16 protein-coding genes are annotated in these 14,214 nt (G+C 59.1%); 10 read left to right on the top strand and 6 right to left on the bottom strand.

Going from position 1 to position 14,214, the window contains the following annotated elements:
* Positions 1-4 precede the first annotated feature (4 nt).
* Positions 5-547: a Slp family lipoprotein gene (locus MQE22_RS03205; RefSeq protein ID WP_215870915.1), complete on the bottom strand. Its 543-nt coding sequence runs from the start codon at positions 545-547 to the stop codon at positions 5-7.
* 207 nt (positions 548-754) lie between these two features.
* Here MQE22_RS03205 and MQE22_RS03200 point away from each other — a divergent pair, with 207 nt between their 5' ends.
* Genes MQE22_RS03200 through MQE22_RS03180 form a run of 5 tightly spaced genes read left to right on the top strand, consistent with a single transcriptional unit; the run spans position 755 to position 6,217 of the window.
* Positions 755-2,953, top strand: a complete 2,199-nt coding sequence (locus MQE22_RS03200) for a TonB-dependent receptor (RefSeq protein WP_215870914.1) — start codon at positions 755-757, stop codon at positions 2,951-2,953.
* A 49-nt stretch (positions 2,954-3,002) separates the two neighbouring features.
* Positions 3,003-3,677 (top strand): MotA/TolQ/ExbB proton channel family protein, encoded by a 675-nt coding sequence (locus MQE22_RS03195; protein ID WP_215870913.1) that lies wholly within the window; start codon positions 3,003-3,005, stop codon positions 3,675-3,677.
* A 5-nt stretch (positions 3,678-3,682) separates the two neighbouring features.
* Positions 3,683-4,087 (top strand): ExbD/TolR family protein, encoded by a 405-nt coding sequence (locus MQE22_RS03190; protein WP_215870912.1) that lies wholly within the window; start codon positions 3,683-3,685, stop codon positions 4,085-4,087.
* The gene (locus tag MQE22_RS03185; RefSeq protein WP_215870911.1) at positions 4,084-4,809 is read left to right on the top strand and encodes an energy transducer TonB; all 726 of its coding nucleotides are present in this window, start codon (positions 4,084-4,086) and stop codon (positions 4,807-4,809) included. Before MQE22_RS03190 ends, MQE22_RS03185 begins: the two co-directional genes overlap by 4 nt.
* Positions 4,810-4,828: 19 nt before the next feature.
* Positions 4,829-6,217 (top strand): alkaline phosphatase D family protein, encoded by a 1,389-nt coding sequence (locus MQE22_RS03180; RefSeq protein WP_226826997.1) that lies wholly within the window; start codon positions 4,829-4,831, stop codon positions 6,215-6,217.
* On the opposite strand, the gene MQE22_RS03175 is transcribed toward MQE22_RS03180, so the two are convergent.
* The gene (locus MQE22_RS03175) at positions 6,202-6,894 is read right to left on the bottom strand and encodes a response regulator (RefSeq protein WP_215870910.1); all 693 of its coding nucleotides are present in this window, start codon (positions 6,892-6,894) and stop codon (positions 6,202-6,204) included. The two genes, MQE22_RS03180 and MQE22_RS03175, sit on opposite strands and share 16 nt — an antisense overlap.
* A 630-nt stretch (positions 6,895-7,524) precedes the next feature.
* On the opposite strand from MQE22_RS03175, the gene orn reads away from it, so the two are divergent.
* Positions 7,525-8,100, top strand: coding sequence for an oligoribonuclease (orn, locus tag MQE22_RS03170; RefSeq protein ID WP_215870909.1), 576 nt, complete (start codon positions 7,525-7,527; stop codon positions 8,098-8,100).
* Between the two features lie 3 nt (positions 8,101-8,103).
* On the opposite strand, the gene MQE22_RS03165 is transcribed toward orn, so the two are convergent.
* Complete coding sequence (locus tag MQE22_RS03165) at positions 8,104-8,346, bottom strand: hypothetical protein (protein ID WP_215870908.1); 243 nt, start codon at positions 8,344-8,346, stop codon at positions 8,104-8,106.
* Positions 8,347-8,361: 15 nt separating this feature from the next.
* On the opposite strand from MQE22_RS03165, the gene MQE22_RS03160 reads away from it, so the two are divergent.
* Both MQE22_RS03160 and MQE22_RS03155 read left to right on the top strand, forming a co-directional pair.
* The gene (locus MQE22_RS03160) at positions 8,362-9,447 is read left to right on the top strand and encodes an LLM class flavin-dependent oxidoreductase (RefSeq protein ID WP_215870907.1); all 1,086 of its coding nucleotides are present in this window, start codon (positions 8,362-8,364) and stop codon (positions 9,445-9,447) included.
* Positions 9,444-10,385 carry an NAD-dependent epimerase/dehydratase family protein gene (locus MQE22_RS03155; RefSeq protein ID WP_215870906.1) on the top strand — a complete coding sequence of 314 codons (942 nt, stop codon included), beginning with the start codon at positions 9,444-9,446 and terminating at the stop codon, positions 10,383-10,385. The genes MQE22_RS03160 and MQE22_RS03155 overlap by 4 nt, the downstream gene beginning before the upstream one ends.
* Here the strand turns inward: MQE22_RS03155 and MQE22_RS03150 are convergent.
* Positions 10,334-11,236: a uracil-DNA glycosylase gene (locus MQE22_RS03150; RefSeq protein WP_215870905.1), complete on the bottom strand. Its 903-nt coding sequence runs from the start codon at positions 11,234-11,236 to the stop codon at positions 10,334-10,336. The genes MQE22_RS03155 and MQE22_RS03150 overlap by 52 nt on opposite strands.
* Before the next feature lie 134 nt (positions 11,237-11,370).
* Between MQE22_RS03150 and MQE22_RS03145 the strand changes: the two genes are divergently transcribed.
* Both MQE22_RS03145 and MQE22_RS03140 read left to right on the top strand, forming a co-directional pair.
* Positions 11,371-11,724 (top strand): DUF4870 domain-containing protein, encoded by a 354-nt coding sequence (locus MQE22_RS03145; RefSeq protein WP_215870904.1) that lies wholly within the window; start codon positions 11,371-11,373, stop codon positions 11,722-11,724.
* Positions 11,725-11,802: 78 nt separating this feature from the next.
* Entirely contained in the window at positions 11,803-13,638 is a 1,836-nt protein-coding gene (locus MQE22_RS03140; RefSeq protein ID WP_255790097.1) for an ABC-F family ATP-binding cassette domain-containing protein, read from the top strand.
* On the opposite strand, the gene MQE22_RS03135 is transcribed toward MQE22_RS03140, so the two are convergent.
* Complete coding sequence (locus MQE22_RS03135) at positions 13,639-13,917, bottom strand: hypothetical protein (protein ID WP_215870902.1); 279 nt, start codon at positions 13,915-13,917, stop codon at positions 13,639-13,641. It abuts the gene before it with no gap.
* Positions 13,899-14,210, bottom strand: coding sequence for a hypothetical protein (locus MQE22_RS03130; RefSeq protein WP_215870901.1), 312 nt, complete (start codon positions 14,208-14,210; stop codon positions 13,899-13,901). The genes MQE22_RS03135 and MQE22_RS03130 overlap by 19 nt, the downstream gene beginning before the upstream one ends.
* Between the last annotated feature and the right edge of the window lie 4 nt (positions 14,211-14,214).

The raw sequence follows: 14,214 nt of genomic DNA, 5'->3' as shown, positions 1-14,214 counted from the left end.
CAGGTCACCAGGGATACATCCAGCCAAAACGCGGACCAAACGGGCCGTAATAACCCGGCCAGCCCCAGCCCCATCCGCCACTCACGACGACAGTGCTCATGCGCGGCTCCGGCTCTGGCACGGGCCAGAGATAAACCTGACTGGCACTCAGACGCGGATAGGGATATTCGAACCCCCCCACCTTCTTGACCACAATCCCTTGTATGGTTCCGATAAAGGTCACCTCGCGTCCCGCGGCGTATAAGGTCGGATCGTAGAATCCGGGCGCACAGGCGAGAAAACGACCGACATCCGCAGCCTGACGACCAAGTACCGGGCGGCCCTCGGAGTTGAGGGGGAAACCCAGCACGGTGAAACAGGTCTGCTGGGCCTCGGGCTCGGCCTGAATCAACTCGCCGCCCCAGCGTACGAGTTTGCCATTCTCGGCCCCGCTTTGCGCCTGGTGGGGTGTGATAGGAGGAAAGTTCCCCGCCACCGGCGACATCGTGGCGCAAGCCGAAAGAGCTAGAGGGAGGAAGAGTGCGACCGCAAACCTTGCATAGGACATGACTAAATACCTCCATAGGATCAACGAGGTACAGTGTAGCACAATTTACTTGTCAGAGAGGAACGCGGGTGTCATAAAACTGTCACGAAAGATTCATACAACTGTAACATTTCTCTGATAGAGTTCCTCCCACATAAGGTCTGACCCACGCAGGTGAGACCTAGAGCCGCGGCAAAAGTGACTCATCATCGACAGGAGCGTATCAGAATGAACACGAAGAAATCCCTGGCGCTGTCCGTAGCGGCAGCCATTGGCGCTTTGGTACAGATCAATGCCCATGCCGATACCCAGTCTCTCGGTACGGTTACCGGAACTGCCAGCAGCGAGACCGGTTTTTTCGGTGCCGCCCCCAATCTGAACGTGGGCCAGACACCCAAGAGCGATATTCAGCGCGTGCAGAAGTTTGACAAGACCGCCACCCAGCAGGAGACCACCATCACCAAGGGGCAGTTTGAGATGATCAGCCCCACCGATTCCTACACCCAGGTACTCAACACCCTGCCCAACGCCATGGTCGTCAGCAGCGGTGACAGCATGGATGGCGATGACGTCTACATCAACGGCTTCAGCAAGTCGCTCATCAATTTCACCCTGGATGGCATCCCTCTCAACGACAACGACAGCTATACCTACTACACTAACGAGTTCATTCCTTCGGTACTGGTAGCCGGGGCCAAATATTATCCCGGCGCCGAATCGGCCGCCCTACCCGGCCTGGCCGCCTTCGGCGGCGCCTTCGCCACCTACAGTCTCAAGCCCTCGCCTTTCCCCATCGTGCGGCCCATTGTCGGTGGCGGCAGCTTTGGCAAGTACAACTATGGTGGTTTGATCAATACTGGGCTCTTTGCCAAGAACATCGCTCCCACCTCGGCCTGGATCTATGTCAATCAAACCCAGCGCGATGGCTACTTCCAGAACAACGGCGCTACGCAGACGCAGTTTCTCTTCAAATCACTTACCCACATCGGCCCCGGCAACCTGACCCTGTTCTTCACCCAGAACAACCAGCGCTTCAATTACTACAATGGCGCGACTGCGGCGCAGATTGCCGAATTTGGCCGGGATTACAACAGCTATACCAGCAACCTGCTGAATCCCAATGGCACGGTGAACTACCTGTATTCTGGTTTCAACTACAACAATTATATCAACTGGCTGGGCTACGCCAAGTACGAAGGACATCTCGGACGAGTTCACTTCTCGGATCAATTGTATTACTACTATGGCGATGGCTTTAGCGCTAGTGCTACCACTTACAGCCAGACGGTGCTGACGCCGACCGGGGCCATCGCAACGGTGCGGCCCAGCGCTGGACAGGTGTTGCTGCGCGACAGCGTCAACAATACCCATCGCTGGGGCAATATTGCCAAGCTGCTCGTGCCGCTAGGACCGGTGGATAGCGAGCTGGGCTTTTGGTTCAACCACAACAACACCTTGCACGATTCACGCTATCTCAGCATGAGCAATGTCTACCTGGGCTCCAGCTACTACGAGCCGGTAGTCACGAACACCTATCAGCCCTTCGTGGTGCTCAATTACAAGCCCGTCGATGCGCTCAAATTGACGGCCGGTTTCAAGTATTTGTACGTCAGCCGCAGCTTTATCGATGACGTGGCCCTGGCGCGTGGGCGCCCTGGCAAATTCGACGTCAATTTTAGCTCGGTGCTGCCCTCCGTGGGCGCCAACCTGCGCATCCTGCCCAATTGGCACGCCTATGTGAATTACAGCGAGAACAGTAATCCCCCAGCCTACAACCAGTTCTATACCGGCACCTACAATGCCAACCTGCAGCCCCAGCGTGCCAAGACCTACTCGGTGGGCACCAATTGGGAAATTGGTCCCTGGTCTTCGCAATTGCAGGCCTTCCGCGTGGATTTCAGCAATTACATCCTGAGCACCACCATCCTGGTAGGTTCCTTGAATCAGACGGTGCTGGCGAACGCCGGCAAGGCGATCAACCAGGGCATCAGTTGGCAGAACAATGTGGTGCTGAACGATATCTTCAGTGCCTACGCCAACGTCGGTATCCTCGACGCCCGTCTGACCTCCGCCGGGCAGCCCTTCCCCTATGCCCCGCACCACACCGAAGCGGTGGGCTTTATCGCTCGCTACCACGGCTTCCGTGGAACGATCTCGTTTAATGAGATGGGAAACTCCTACTACAGCCTTGGCAGCAGTTTCCTGCCCCTGGGTAGTCGCTTCTACAGCAACATGAGTCTGCGCTATACCTTCCACAATGCGCCCCTCAGCGATACCCTCGGCTTCAAGAAGGTGACTGCCTCGCTCAATCTCAACAATCTTTTCGATCGCAGCTACATCGTCAGTTATACCGGCAGCAGCAACAATCCTTATCAAAAGCTGAACCTGCCTTTCAACGTCTACGCCACCGTAGACGCCACTTTCTGAGCCAGATCTGGGCCGCTCTGGCGGCCCCTTCCTTTGAGGATTCCGTACCATGAATTTTACCGAGCTGTTCAAGATCGCCGCCGAGTCCGGCGGGATCCTTTTCATTATGCCCATCCTCTTGCTCATCGTCCTCTGGGTGAGCTTTGAGCGTTTTCTGTTTCTGAACCGCATGACCCATCTGGGCGAACAATCTGCGCAGAGTCTCGATCAATTGCCGGACCTGAACGCCCATAATCTGCGCCCTCTTGCCGAGAGCACGCCGGCGCCTTTCAAAGCCCTGCTGGAGGTGCCCTTGCGCTATCCGAATATCCGCGACAGCGGGCGCATGGCGGAGATTCTGCAGGAAGTGGTCATGCGCCAGGTTCCCACCCTCGATCGCGGTTTGTGGGTTCTTGACACCACTGTCACCTTGGCACCGCTGCTCGGTCTGTTGGGGACCATCGTCGGCATGTTCCATGCCTTTCAAGTACTCGACAGTGTCAGCAACCATCCCACCGCCATTACCGGCAATGTCGCCGAGGCCCTGTTGGCGACTGCCGCCGGTCTGGTCATTGCCATCATTGGTCTGATCACCTTCAACGGCCTGCACAATCGCATGCGCCTCGTGGTCCACCAGATGGAAACCCTGCGGACCATGCTCGTCAATCGCCTGGAAGGACTGGAGCAGCACGAACTCGGTACGAGTTCGGCAAAGCCGGTCTATTACGCGGCGCAGGAGGTCTGAGCGCCATGCAATACCTGGAGGTAAAGAAAGGCCGGGTAGAGATCATCCCAATGATCGATATCATGCTGTTTTTATTAATTTTCTTCATCATGATTACGATCCACATGATCCCTGACCAGGGACTGCCCGCAAATATGCCAGGCTCCAGTACGGCGCAAACACTGCCCAAGCCCAAGGTAGTGGTGAACCTGTACCCCGACGGTCACATCGAGGTAGAGGGCAAGACCATGACACTAAGCGCCCTGAGCGATTACCTGCACAACCATCAACCGAGCGAAACCCAGGTGACCATCGCCGCTGACAAAACAGCGGACATTCAGGCCCTGGTCAAGGTCATGGATGCCTGCCGCAGTGCCGGTGTGACGGCCATCGGCCTGGCGGCCAAAGCCGGAGGAGTGGGCGGCGCATGAGTACGGACCTGCGCGGCCTTGGTAATCTGATCCAGGCGCAAAGCCCGCGCCCCGCAGGGGGACGCGCTCTGCTGTTGGCGGCGGTGGCGGAAGCTATCCTCATCGGCGTAATTGTCTGGGAAACTGCGCAGCAGCGGACACCGCCACCGCCGGCTCTGCCGCCCATGCAACTGCAGCTGGTGAAAGAGGAGCCCCCCAAACCGACGCCGCCGGCACCGAAACCACCAGTATCAACGCCTCCGAAGCCCACGCCCAAGCCGACGCCGAAACCCCAGCCGCGTCCACTCCCGCACCCGGCACCTCGCCCGAAACCGGCACCGGCACCGGTTCGCGAGGTTCTGCCCCCCAGCCCTTTGCCCAGCCCGGTGCAGGCGCCCCCGGCGCCGCCGGTCACGCCTACGCCACCACCACCGGCACCCGCCAATCCAGCGGTCAAGGCGGATTATCTGGCCCAGGTCAAGGGTGCCATCCAAGCCGCCGTGCACTTTCCGGATGCAGCGCGGATGCTTGGTCAGGGCGGGCGGGTGCAAGTGGAGTTCACCCTGCAGGATGGCGTAATCACGGGTCTGCGCATATTGCGAAAAGGCAGTATGGATTCCTTCAATAGCGCTGCCCTGAGCGCCGTGCGCGAGGCACGCCTCCCCGCCCTTCCACCAGAACTCAAAGGCAAACGTTTTCAGCTGGAACTGTGGGTAGAGTTCGTCCTGCACAGCAACGACTGAACGATAGACAGAGGTAAACATGAAAAATCGGATGCAACGTCGCGATTTCCTGCGCAGCGGCCTCGTACTTGGTGGCGCCGGGATGCTTCCCATGCCGCTATGGGCCATGAATCTTCCGGCTTTGGCTACTCGTCTCCATGCCGGGCCGATGCTGGGCTATCCGGCCTATCGCTCGGCGACGGTCTGGGTACAGACCCTGGGACCCGCGCAAGTACAGATCCGTTACCAAGCGCAGGACGGCAAGGGAGCGGTGCAGCACAGCGAAACGGTACAGACCGACGCAGGGAATTTCTATAGCGTCAATATCGTTCTGGATGAGCTGCAGCCAGACACCCGCTACCAAACCCAGCTCCTCCTCAACAATCAGGTCTTACCGAGTCCCGGGCCCCTGCTGCGTACCCCAAGTCTATGGAAGTTCCGCGCCCCAGCGCCGGACTTCAAGGTCTTGACTGGGTCCTGCGCCTACATCAACGACCCCCGCTATGATCGTCCGGGGAAGCCCTATGGTGGTGGCTATGAAATCTACGAACCCATGCGACAGGAACAGGCCGACCTGATGATTTGGCTCGGTGATAATCTGTATTTTCGTGAAGCCGACTTCGCCAGTCCTGCGGGAATGGCCCTGCGCTACTGGTCTGATCGCGCTTTTGCCCCGCTGCAACGGTTTCTGAACAGCACTCCGCAGATCGCCATCTGGGACGACCACGACTATGGCCCTAATGACAGTGACAGCAGCTTTATTTTCAAGGAGACGGCACTGCGACTCTTCCAGTCCTATTGGCCCAACCCCAGCTTTGGTTTACCCGGCACGCCCGGGGTATTCACCCAGCAATCGGTCTACGATGCCGACTTCTTCCTGCTCGACGATCGCTGGTATCGGGATGCCGATGCCGCTGCCGCATCCCGCGGCAAGGTCATGTTTGGCAAGACGCAACTGGATTGGCTCAAAAATGCGCTGTTGAGCTCCCATGCCCGTTTCAAATTCATCGCGGCGGGCGGACAGATGCTGAATGATGACGACGCGTATGAGGGCTGGAATCTCTACCCGGAAGAACGGCAGGACTTCCTCGACTGGCTGGCAAACAATCAAATTCGCGGGGTGATTTTCTTGTCGGGCGATCGTCACATTTCCGAACTCATGCGTCGCCCGCGCCCGCGCTATAGCGGCAAGCATGTCTACCCCCTCTGGGAAATCACCAGTTCCCCCCTCAATTCCGGGCCCGCCAAGGGCGATCACAATCCCTACCGCGTGCCCGGAACTCTGGTGCAGGAGCGCAATTACTGCTCTCTTGCCTTCCACGGTCAAGGCGCCGACCGCCAGGTCCTGGTGAGCTGCAAGGACGTCCATGGACGCACGCTGTGGCAACACCCCATCACCAGTCGGGATCTGGGCTACGACTCCGCCTGACCGGGGTCGAAACGGTAGCCGACTCCCCGTTCGGTAAGCAGGAAACGTGGCTGTTTGGGATTGTCCTCGATGATCTTACGCAGCCGCGTGACCCGCACATCGATACTCCGGTCAAAGCGGCCATCCTCCTCTCCCCCAAGAATTTGCAGCAAGGTATCGCGACTGAGAATTCGGCGGGGCCGCTGGGCAAAGACCAGTAGCAGTTCCATTTCGGCCGGATTGAGATCCAGTTCCTGCCCGTCGGCGAACAGGCGTCGGCTGGCCAAATCGAGTCGGAAACGCCCAAATGACAGGCTGGAGCTGGGTTCCTCGCGTCCCTGTCGGCGCAACAGGGAACGCAAACGAGCCACCAACTCCCGCGCATTGAAGGGTTTGGCGAGGTAGTCATCGACGCCGCTTTCCAGGCCACTGATGCGATCATCATCATCCCCTCGTGCGGAGAGCATCAGCACCGGCGGGGCGTTCTTGCCCCGCAGTTCCTTGACGAGGGCGATACCGTCTTTGCCGCCGGGGAGCATCCAGTCGAGGATGAGTACGTCGATCGCACCGTGGGAAAGCTGCTGCCACATCTCCGTGCCATTACCCGCCAGGAGTACACCAAAGCCCTCCTTCTCCAGAAAGCCTTTCAGCATCTGTGCCAAGCGCAAATCGTCGTCGACGATCAGAACCACAGCCATGAATCGCTCACTCTTCAGCCCCTCAGGAAATAATTCTGAAACAATTCCCTCGCAGAATCCAGGGCATTGAATGTAGATGCGATTCCGTATCTGCACTTCAGCGGTTGTTTTGCGGCTATTAGACGGGTACTTCGCCCGTCTTTTTTTATCCTAAGCGCCAGAGCTACCCCAGAATATTCCAGAGCACACCCGGAAATATTCTTGAAACATTACCCCGGCAATCTACCACTCAAGGAAGGCGATCTACCCAAGCCTCGGGAGTCGGAGCGTACGATTCAGGGCAAGCAGGCCAAGACCTGGCAGCCAAAAAGTTTGTAGCGGTTGTTTTGCGGCTATTAGACGGGCACCTCGCCCGTCTTTTTTTATCCTGAGCGCCAGAACTACCCCAGAATATTCCAGCGCACACCCAGAAATATTCTTGAAACATTACCCCGGCAATCTACCACCCAAGGAAGGCGATCTACCCAAGCCTCGGGAGTCGGAGCGTACGATTCAGGGCAAGCAGGCCAAGACCTGGCAGCCAAAAAGTTTGTAGCGGTTGTTTTGCGGCTATTAGACGGGCATCTCGCCCGTCTTTTTTTATCCGGGCTAGAGCATGGTACCATGCCGCAATGATCATGAGGAGAGCCAATGGACCCCAAGAGTCAGCGCCTAGTCTGGATCGACCTCGAGATGACTGGTCTACAGCCGCAGCAGGATCAGATCCTGGAAATCGCCAGTATCATCACCGACAACCAACTGCGCGTTATTTGCGAGGGTCCCGTGTTGGCAGTCCACCACGAGGAATCCGTGCTGCGCGCCATGGACGACTGGAATCAACGTACTCATGGGGCTTCTGGGCTGATTGATCGCGTGCGCGCAAGTCGCCTCGACCTGGCCGCTGTGGAAACGCAAACCCTGGATTTTCTCTCCGCCCACGTCACTCCCGGTACCTCCCCTCTCTGTGGCAATAGCGTCTGTCAGGATCGCCGTTTCCTCGCACAGCACATGCCACGCCTGGAGCGCTTTTTCCATTATCGTCTGATCGATGTCTCAACCTTGAAGGAATTGAGCGCCCGCTGGTACAACAAACTCCCCCGCTTTCAGAAGTCGGAACGCCATGAGGCCCTCAGCGATATCCGCGAATCCATCGAGGAGCTACGCTACTATCGCAAGACCATTCTGCGTGATCCGGATTGGGAAGAGGAGAACCCGGAGTTTGTCTGACGCCTATTTGACTGGGGTTGGCAGATTCTGGATCAGATCGACGCGCACGCGAATCTCCGTGTCGTCCTCCAGCACCCGACAACGGAGGTAATCGGCGCTTTCTTCCTCCTCCACGGCAAGGGGCAGAACAACCGTCATGTAGTGGGTCTGATCCTGCTCATCGACCCAGTGCAGTCGCATCTGCTCTGATGTTAGGATGGCAATTTCCAGACGCTCGGCGATCTGACGTGGCGTATGAGTTGACATGGAGTCTCCCGAATCATGCAGGTGGATCTCTTCTACGAACTGGCGGTACCCGCCCATCTTCCGCGTAGCGAGCTGCAAGTCTATCACGAAACCCTGGAGGAGCTCGCGTTGGCGGACGCGCTGGGCTTTCATGGCGCCTGGTTGGTAGAACACCACTTCATGCGCGAGTATTCGCATTCCAGCGCCCCCGAGGTCTTTCTGGCTGCCGCTAGTCAGCGTACCCAGCGCCTGCGTCTTGGCCACGCCGTCATCGCCCTACCCTACAACAACGCCGTGCGGGTGGCAGAACGCGTTGCGGCACTCGATCTTCTCTCCAATGGCCGCCTGGAGGTGGGAATCGGCCGCGGCTTCTCGCCGCGCGAATATGCCATCTTTGGCGCCGCAATGGGCGACAGCCGCGCCCATCTGCAAGAAGGCCTGGCGATTCTGCGTGCCGCGGGAGGGGGTCCGGTGCAGCACCAGGGCAAACTGTACCAGCTGGAAAACATCGATATTCTACCCAAACCGCTGCAACAACCCCATCCGCCGCTCTGGGTCGCCGCCGTCAGCCCGCAAACCTTTGCCTGGGCGGCGCAGGAAGGCATTGGCGTGCTCAGTGGTCCATTCAAACCATGGTTTCTCATCAAGCAGGACCTGAAAGCCTACCGCCGCGCCGTGCAAGCGAGTCCGTATGCCGCCACGCCCGGCTTCCATCCGCAGTTTGCCATGACCATTGGCTGCCTGTGTCTGGAAGATGGCGCAGAAGCGCGGCGCCTGGCCGAAGGCTTCACCTGGTATTATCAGCGTCTGCTTGATCAGACTCGGCCCGTGCTGGCGCAGTTACGGGAAAGTTACGAGTATTACCATCGCCTGGCATTTCTTGAACCGCTGCTGCGTAAAGGCCTGAGCCTGCGCCTGCTGGAGACCATGGGCATGGTCGTGGTGGGCACCCCCGAGCAGTGCCGCAAAGGGCTGGCGCGCTATGCCCGGGCAGGAGTGGATCGCCTGCTGCTGGCGGTGGGTGCGGGGATGGTTTCTTCCGACGTTACGCGGCGCTCCCTCGAACTCCTGGCCCACGAAGTCTTGCCAGCGCTGAACGACTCCCGCGCCGACGCGGCATGAGCCGCATACTGCTCACCGGGTCGGCTGGCCATACGGCAAGCGTCCTGCTACCGCGCCTGCTGGAACACCCAGACAGGCCGGAGATCATCGCCTTCGATCTTCTCCCCGCCACAATGCAGCACCCGCGCCTGCAATGGCGGCAGGGTGATTTGCGTGCTGTCGATTGGCAACCCATTCTGGCGGGCGTGGACAGCGTCATCCATCTGGCCTTTGTGGTACTCAGCCCGCGTCTGGGTCGACAGCGCCACTGGCGGGCAGAGATGGCCGAAATCAATCGCGAGGGTAGCGGGCGCTTGCTGCAGGCAGCGAGTAGCGCCGGGGTCGAGCGCTTCGTGTACAGTAGTAGCGTGGCGGTCTATGGCGCTTGGCCGGACAATCCCGAAGGCATCAGTGAGGACCAGCCGTTGCGTCCGCCGCCGGGCTTTGCCTACGCAGAAGACAAGACTTCCGTCGAAGCGCTGATGCAGGAATACAGTCTGCGTCATCCAGAATTGCGACTCAGCCGTCTGCGTCTGCATGCCATAGTCGGGCAACACGCCCAGCCTCTGGTGAATGCCATCGCCTGCTCAGCGATTGGCCTGCGCCTCCCCAATCCTGAGCTACCCATTCAATGTCTGCATGAGGAAGATGCCGCTGCCGCCATTCTGGCCGCCTGGGAGCGGGGCGCGCACGGGGCTTTCAACATCGCCGCGCCGGAGCCCGTGGCCTGGTCACAAATTCCGCGACGATGGCAAATCCCTGTCAGCCCACGGCAACTACACTGGCTGCACCAAAGACTGCGCCCCTTCACTCGGCGCCTGGGGGATCCGGGTTGGCTGCTGGGCTTGCAATACCCCTTAATTGTGAACTGTCGGCGCGCGGAAGAGGAATTGGGCTGGCAACCGCGCTATGCCGTGGGCGAAGCCTTGGCATCGCTCCCCTGTGGCAGGTCCGCATAGGTTTGCAGAGCCAGTTTGAGGTCTTCCCAGACCTTGCGTTTTTCAATGGGATTCCGCAGCAAATAGGCCGGGTGATAGGTAACGATGAGGGGAATATCGCCGTAGCGTTGCACGGACCCGCGTAGACTCGCAAGCGGCTCGGCGCTCTGCAGCAGACTCTGTGCCGCGAAGCGTCCCATGGCGACGATGATGCGCGGTTGCAGCAAAGCAATCTGGCGCTGCAGAAAGGGCAGGCAAGAGCGCACCTCGGGGCCGAGAGGGTCGCGATTCTGCGGCGGGCGGCATTTCAACACATTCGCAATATAGACCTGCTCCTGCCGACTGAGCCCCATCGCTCCGAGCATGGCATCGAGCAACTGTCCACCACGACCGACAAAGGCCTCACCGCGGCGATCTTCCTCGGCCCCAGGCGCTTCCCCCACAAAAAGCCAGGGACTCGGCCGAGTACCCGCGCCAACAACGGCATTCTTCCGGGTTTCGCCGAGACTGCAGGCGCGACAGGCATGGATACTCGCCTCGAGCACGGCCCAATCCATGCGCGCGATGCGTGCGATACGATCTTCTTCTGGAGCTGGCACAACATCTGTCGGTGTCGCGGTTTCAACTGCTGGGATTGCCGGCGGTTGCGGTCCTGCGCCAGCATCGGCCAAGGGGTCCTCCGCGGAAAGCTCTGGAATGTCCTCGATCACCCTCACGGGGGGTGTGGCGGGCATGTCTGGCAAGCGGGTAACGGGCACCAAACGGGCCTCCTGCTGCAGAGATGTGGGCTGTCCCTCCATGACCTCTGGAAGGGCCACCTCGAGCAACTGCAGATAGACGATTTGCGCTGGACTGAAAATCTTGCTGATCATGCCGGAATGATAGCCCCTCTCTGAATCACAAAGAAACCCGCTCGGAAAGTCGACGCGGTGAAGTAACGCCAGAGGATAGACAAGATTTTCCGGTAACATTATAATTTTCGAGAAATTACACAAGGGAGCGTCACATGTCGGAATCTACTACTGTTGTACCAGAAAATTCTAACGAAGATCGCAATATTGCCACGCTCGTTCATGCGGGTGGCATTCTCTTTGGTTTTCTTCCCTCGCTCATTGTCTACCTACTGAAAAAGCAGGAGGCCAACATTTGGCTGCTGGGGCAACTCAAAGAAGCCTTGAACTTCCAGATCACCATGCTGATTGGCTACGTGATTGCCACCATCCTCAGCTCTTTATTGATTGGTCTGTTTATTTTTCCGCTTCTCCTCATTGTCAACCTGGTGTTCTGTATTCTGGCGGCGGTAAAGACGAGTAGTGGTGAAGCCTACCGGTACCCAGCGACTCTGCGCCTGGTAAGCTGATCAGCGCCCGGCTCTTGTCGGGCAACACTGCCCTCCCCTAAGCTTAGCTGCTCATCTGGTTAAAGGGAGGGTAACGTCTTGCCCGTTCTGGAGTTGCATGATGCCGTCATCGAGTGGGGCGGCAGGGTACTACTGGATCACGCCGATCTGCGCGCCGAAGCTGGCGAGCGCATCGGTCTGATTGGCCGCAATGGTGAAGGCAAGTCTACCTTGCTTGCGGCACTCGCCGGGCAATATCTGCTGGACGGCGGCACTTTGTGGATTGACCCTGCCCTGCGACGCGCGTTTTTGCCGCAGGAGCCCGAGCTTCCGGAGCAGCAGACCGTTTTTGCGTACCTACTGGCCAGCCCCCAAGATAGCGCCAGCGGTGAGGCCCTTCACGACGACGCGCCAGAGCGATGGACCCTCACGGCGCGAGCCGAGGCGCTCTGCGACAGCCTGGATCTGCCGCGCGAGCGGCAAATCAACGGCCTGTCCGGCGGGCAGAAAAAACGCTTGGTCATTGCCAGCACCCTGATTCACGGGGCAGAACTACTGTTTTTAGACGAGCCCACCAATCACATGGATCTGGCGGGTATCGAGGCTCTGGAAAAAACCCTGTTGCGCTATCGCGGCACGCTGTTTTTCGTGACCCACGACCGTCGTTTTCTGGAGTCTCTGTCTACTCGCATCATTGAACTCGACCGCGGCAAGCTGCGCAGCTTCCCCGGCCAATTTTCCGTCTATCAGCAGCGCAAAGAGGAGCTGCTCGCCGCCGAAGAGGCGGATCTCGGCCGCCTCGAACAACAACTGGCCAGTGAAGAGGCGTGGCTGCGGCAGGGCGTCAAGGCTCGTGCCAAACGCAACCAGGGTCGGCTGCGCCGACTTGAACAACTGCGCGAGGAGCGCAAGCGCCGGCGCGGCCGGATCGGTGAAGCACAGATTCATATCCAGCAATCCGAACGCTCGGGCAATCTCGTCGCCGAGCTCGAGGGGGTTTCTCTACGGTTTGGCCAGCAGCAGATTTTGCGCGGCTTTTCCACCCGCATCGAACGCGGTGACCGGGTGGGAATCATCGGCCCCAATGGCGCCGGCAAAACCACCCTCCTGCGCCTGATCCTGGGGGAGCTGCAACCGGACAGTGGCAGTGTCCGTCTCGGCACGCGACAATCCATCGCGTACTTTGATCAGTTGCGCGAGCAGCTCGACCCGGAGACCCGGGTCGTCGACGTAATTGCCGATGGCAATGATTTCATCGATATCGATGGTGAGCGTCGACATGTACTCGGTTATCTGCAGGACTTTCTCTTTGCGCCAGATCGTGCCCGTGGTCTGGTCAAGGGCCTTTCCGGCGGGGAACGGGCGCGCCTGCTTCTCGCCCGCCTCTTTGCCAGACCTGCCAACATCCTGGTCCTGGACGAACCGACCAACGACCTCGATCTGGAAAGTCTGGAGGTTCTGGAGGATCGTCTATTGGCCTTTCCTGGCACGGTTCTGTTGGTCTCTCACGACCGGGATTTTCTCGATCATGTAGTCACCCAGAGCATCGTCAGCCTGGGCGAGGGTCGCTGGCTGAACACCGCTGGCGGGCATCAGGAATTTCTCGCCTGGCAGGCAACACAAGCTATCCCGAGCGACGCCGAAAAGGTCAAGGGCCAAGAGGGCACTAAGCCGCAGCGAGCAGCACGGCGTCCAAAATCTCTCAGCATGCGCGAGCGCAAGGAACTGGACGAGTTGCCGGCACGGATCGAGGCCCTGGAGCAAGAGCAGGCGAGTCTCGCCGAACTACTGGGCCAGCCCGAGACCTATCAGAGCAGCGAAAAAGCCATAGCCCTGCAGGCGGAAGCGGCGCGCATCAACGCCGAGCTGGAGGCTACTTATACGCGCTGGGAGGCGCTGGAGGCCAAGGAAGCAGGACTCAGTAATACCGGGTAATCAGGGCAGTCGCAACATTCGAATCAACAGATAATCGACAGCAGCGGGGACCAGCGTGGCGAGGACAGCAAGCCCCATCGCCAGCCATGGCGTAGGGATCTGCTGGGGACTGGGGACCCAACCATCCCACTGCCAAGGGGTTCCGGTAATGAGGTACGCCAGTAGCAGTCCGGGGATCAACAACAACACGTCCACCAGTAGCCCCAGCAGCACGGCGAGGAGCACCAGCACGACTTGCGCCAGGCCGCGCAGGATGGGCATCAACCGCGATAGACCCATAGCAACACATCATGACGCGGCAATCGGACACTTTTGCCCGAGGAAAAATACAGGGTTGCGATTGATGAAAAGGCGGCGTTGCTGGCCAAGGGTTTGACGCGATAGGCACCCGGCCAGTCCGGCGCAGCCTGCACCAGGACTCCAGCCTGCCGCAGAATTTGCGCGCCTTGGGCGTTGATTTCGAGGTGCGAGAGCGGCACGCGGGCGAAGAGAGCGACGAGCAGAATCCCGAGCAGAATCAGCGCCACGCCACCGGCCAGGATGCCTGCCACCCAACGGTCTACCCTATCCATGCTT

Source organism: Acidithiobacillus sp. YTS05 (assembly GCF_024396695.1).
In the GTDB taxonomy this organism is placed as follows: Bacteria; Pseudomonadota; Gammaproteobacteria; order Acidithiobacillales; family Acidithiobacillaceae; genus Igneacidithiobacillus; species Igneacidithiobacillus copahuensis.
The sequence above is the reverse complement of the archived record's forward strand: the minus strand, read 5'-3'. Positions and strand labels throughout refer to the sequence as shown.

What these genes read in the sequence shown, in the direction of transcription:
- MQE22_RS03205 (WP_215870915.1), bottom strand. Translation starts at nt 547, where the DNA reads ATGTCCTATGCAAGGTTTGCGGTCGCACTCTTCCTCCCTCTAGCTCTT.
- MQE22_RS03200 (WP_215870914.1), top strand. Translation starts at nt 755, where the DNA reads ATGAACACGAAGAAATCCCTGGCGCTGTCCGTAGCGGCAGCCATTGGC.
- MQE22_RS03195 (WP_215870913.1), top strand. Translation starts at nt 3,003, where the DNA reads ATGAATTTTACCGAGCTGTTCAAGATCGCCGCCGAGTCCGGCGGGATC.
- MQE22_RS03190 (WP_215870912.1), top strand. Translation starts at nt 3,683, where the DNA reads ATGCAATACCTGGAGGTAAAGAAAGGCCGGGTAGAGATCATCCCAATG.
- MQE22_RS03185 (WP_215870911.1), top strand. Translation starts at nt 4,084, where the DNA reads ATGAGTACGGACCTGCGCGGCCTTGGTAATCTGATCCAGGCGCAAAGC.
- MQE22_RS03180 (WP_226826997.1), top strand. Translation starts at nt 4,829, where the DNA reads ATGAAAAATCGGATGCAACGTCGCGATTTCCTGCGCAGCGGCCTCGTA.
- MQE22_RS03175 (WP_215870910.1), bottom strand. Translation starts at nt 6,894, where the DNA reads ATGGCTGTGGTTCTGATCGTCGACGACGATTTGCGCTTGGCACAGATG.
- orn (WP_215870909.1), top strand. Translation starts at nt 7,525, where the DNA reads ATGGACCCCAAGAGTCAGCGCCTAGTCTGGATCGACCTCGAGATGACT.
- MQE22_RS03165 (WP_215870908.1), bottom strand. Translation starts at nt 8,346, where the DNA reads ATGTCAACTCATACGCCACGTCAGATCGCCGAGCGTCTGGAAATTGCC.
- MQE22_RS03160 (WP_215870907.1), top strand. Translation starts at nt 8,362, where the DNA reads ATGCAGGTGGATCTCTTCTACGAACTGGCGGTACCCGCCCATCTTCCG.
- MQE22_RS03155 (WP_215870906.1), top strand. Translation starts at nt 9,444, where the DNA reads ATGAGCCGCATACTGCTCACCGGGTCGGCTGGCCATACGGCAAGCGTC.
- MQE22_RS03150 (WP_215870905.1), bottom strand. Translation starts at nt 11,236, where the DNA reads ATGATCAGCAAGATTTTCAGTCCAGCGCAAATCGTCTATCTGCAGTTG.
- MQE22_RS03145 (WP_215870904.1), top strand. Translation starts at nt 11,371, where the DNA reads ATGTCGGAATCTACTACTGTTGTACCAGAAAATTCTAACGAAGATCGC.
- MQE22_RS03135 (WP_215870902.1), bottom strand. Translation starts at nt 13,917, where the DNA reads ATGGGTCTATCGCGGTTGATGCCCATCCTGCGCGGCCTGGCGCAAGTC.
- MQE22_RS03130 (WP_215870901.1), bottom strand. Translation starts at nt 14,210, where the DNA reads ATGGATAGGGTAGACCGTTGGGTGGCAGGCATCCTGGCCGGTGGCGTG.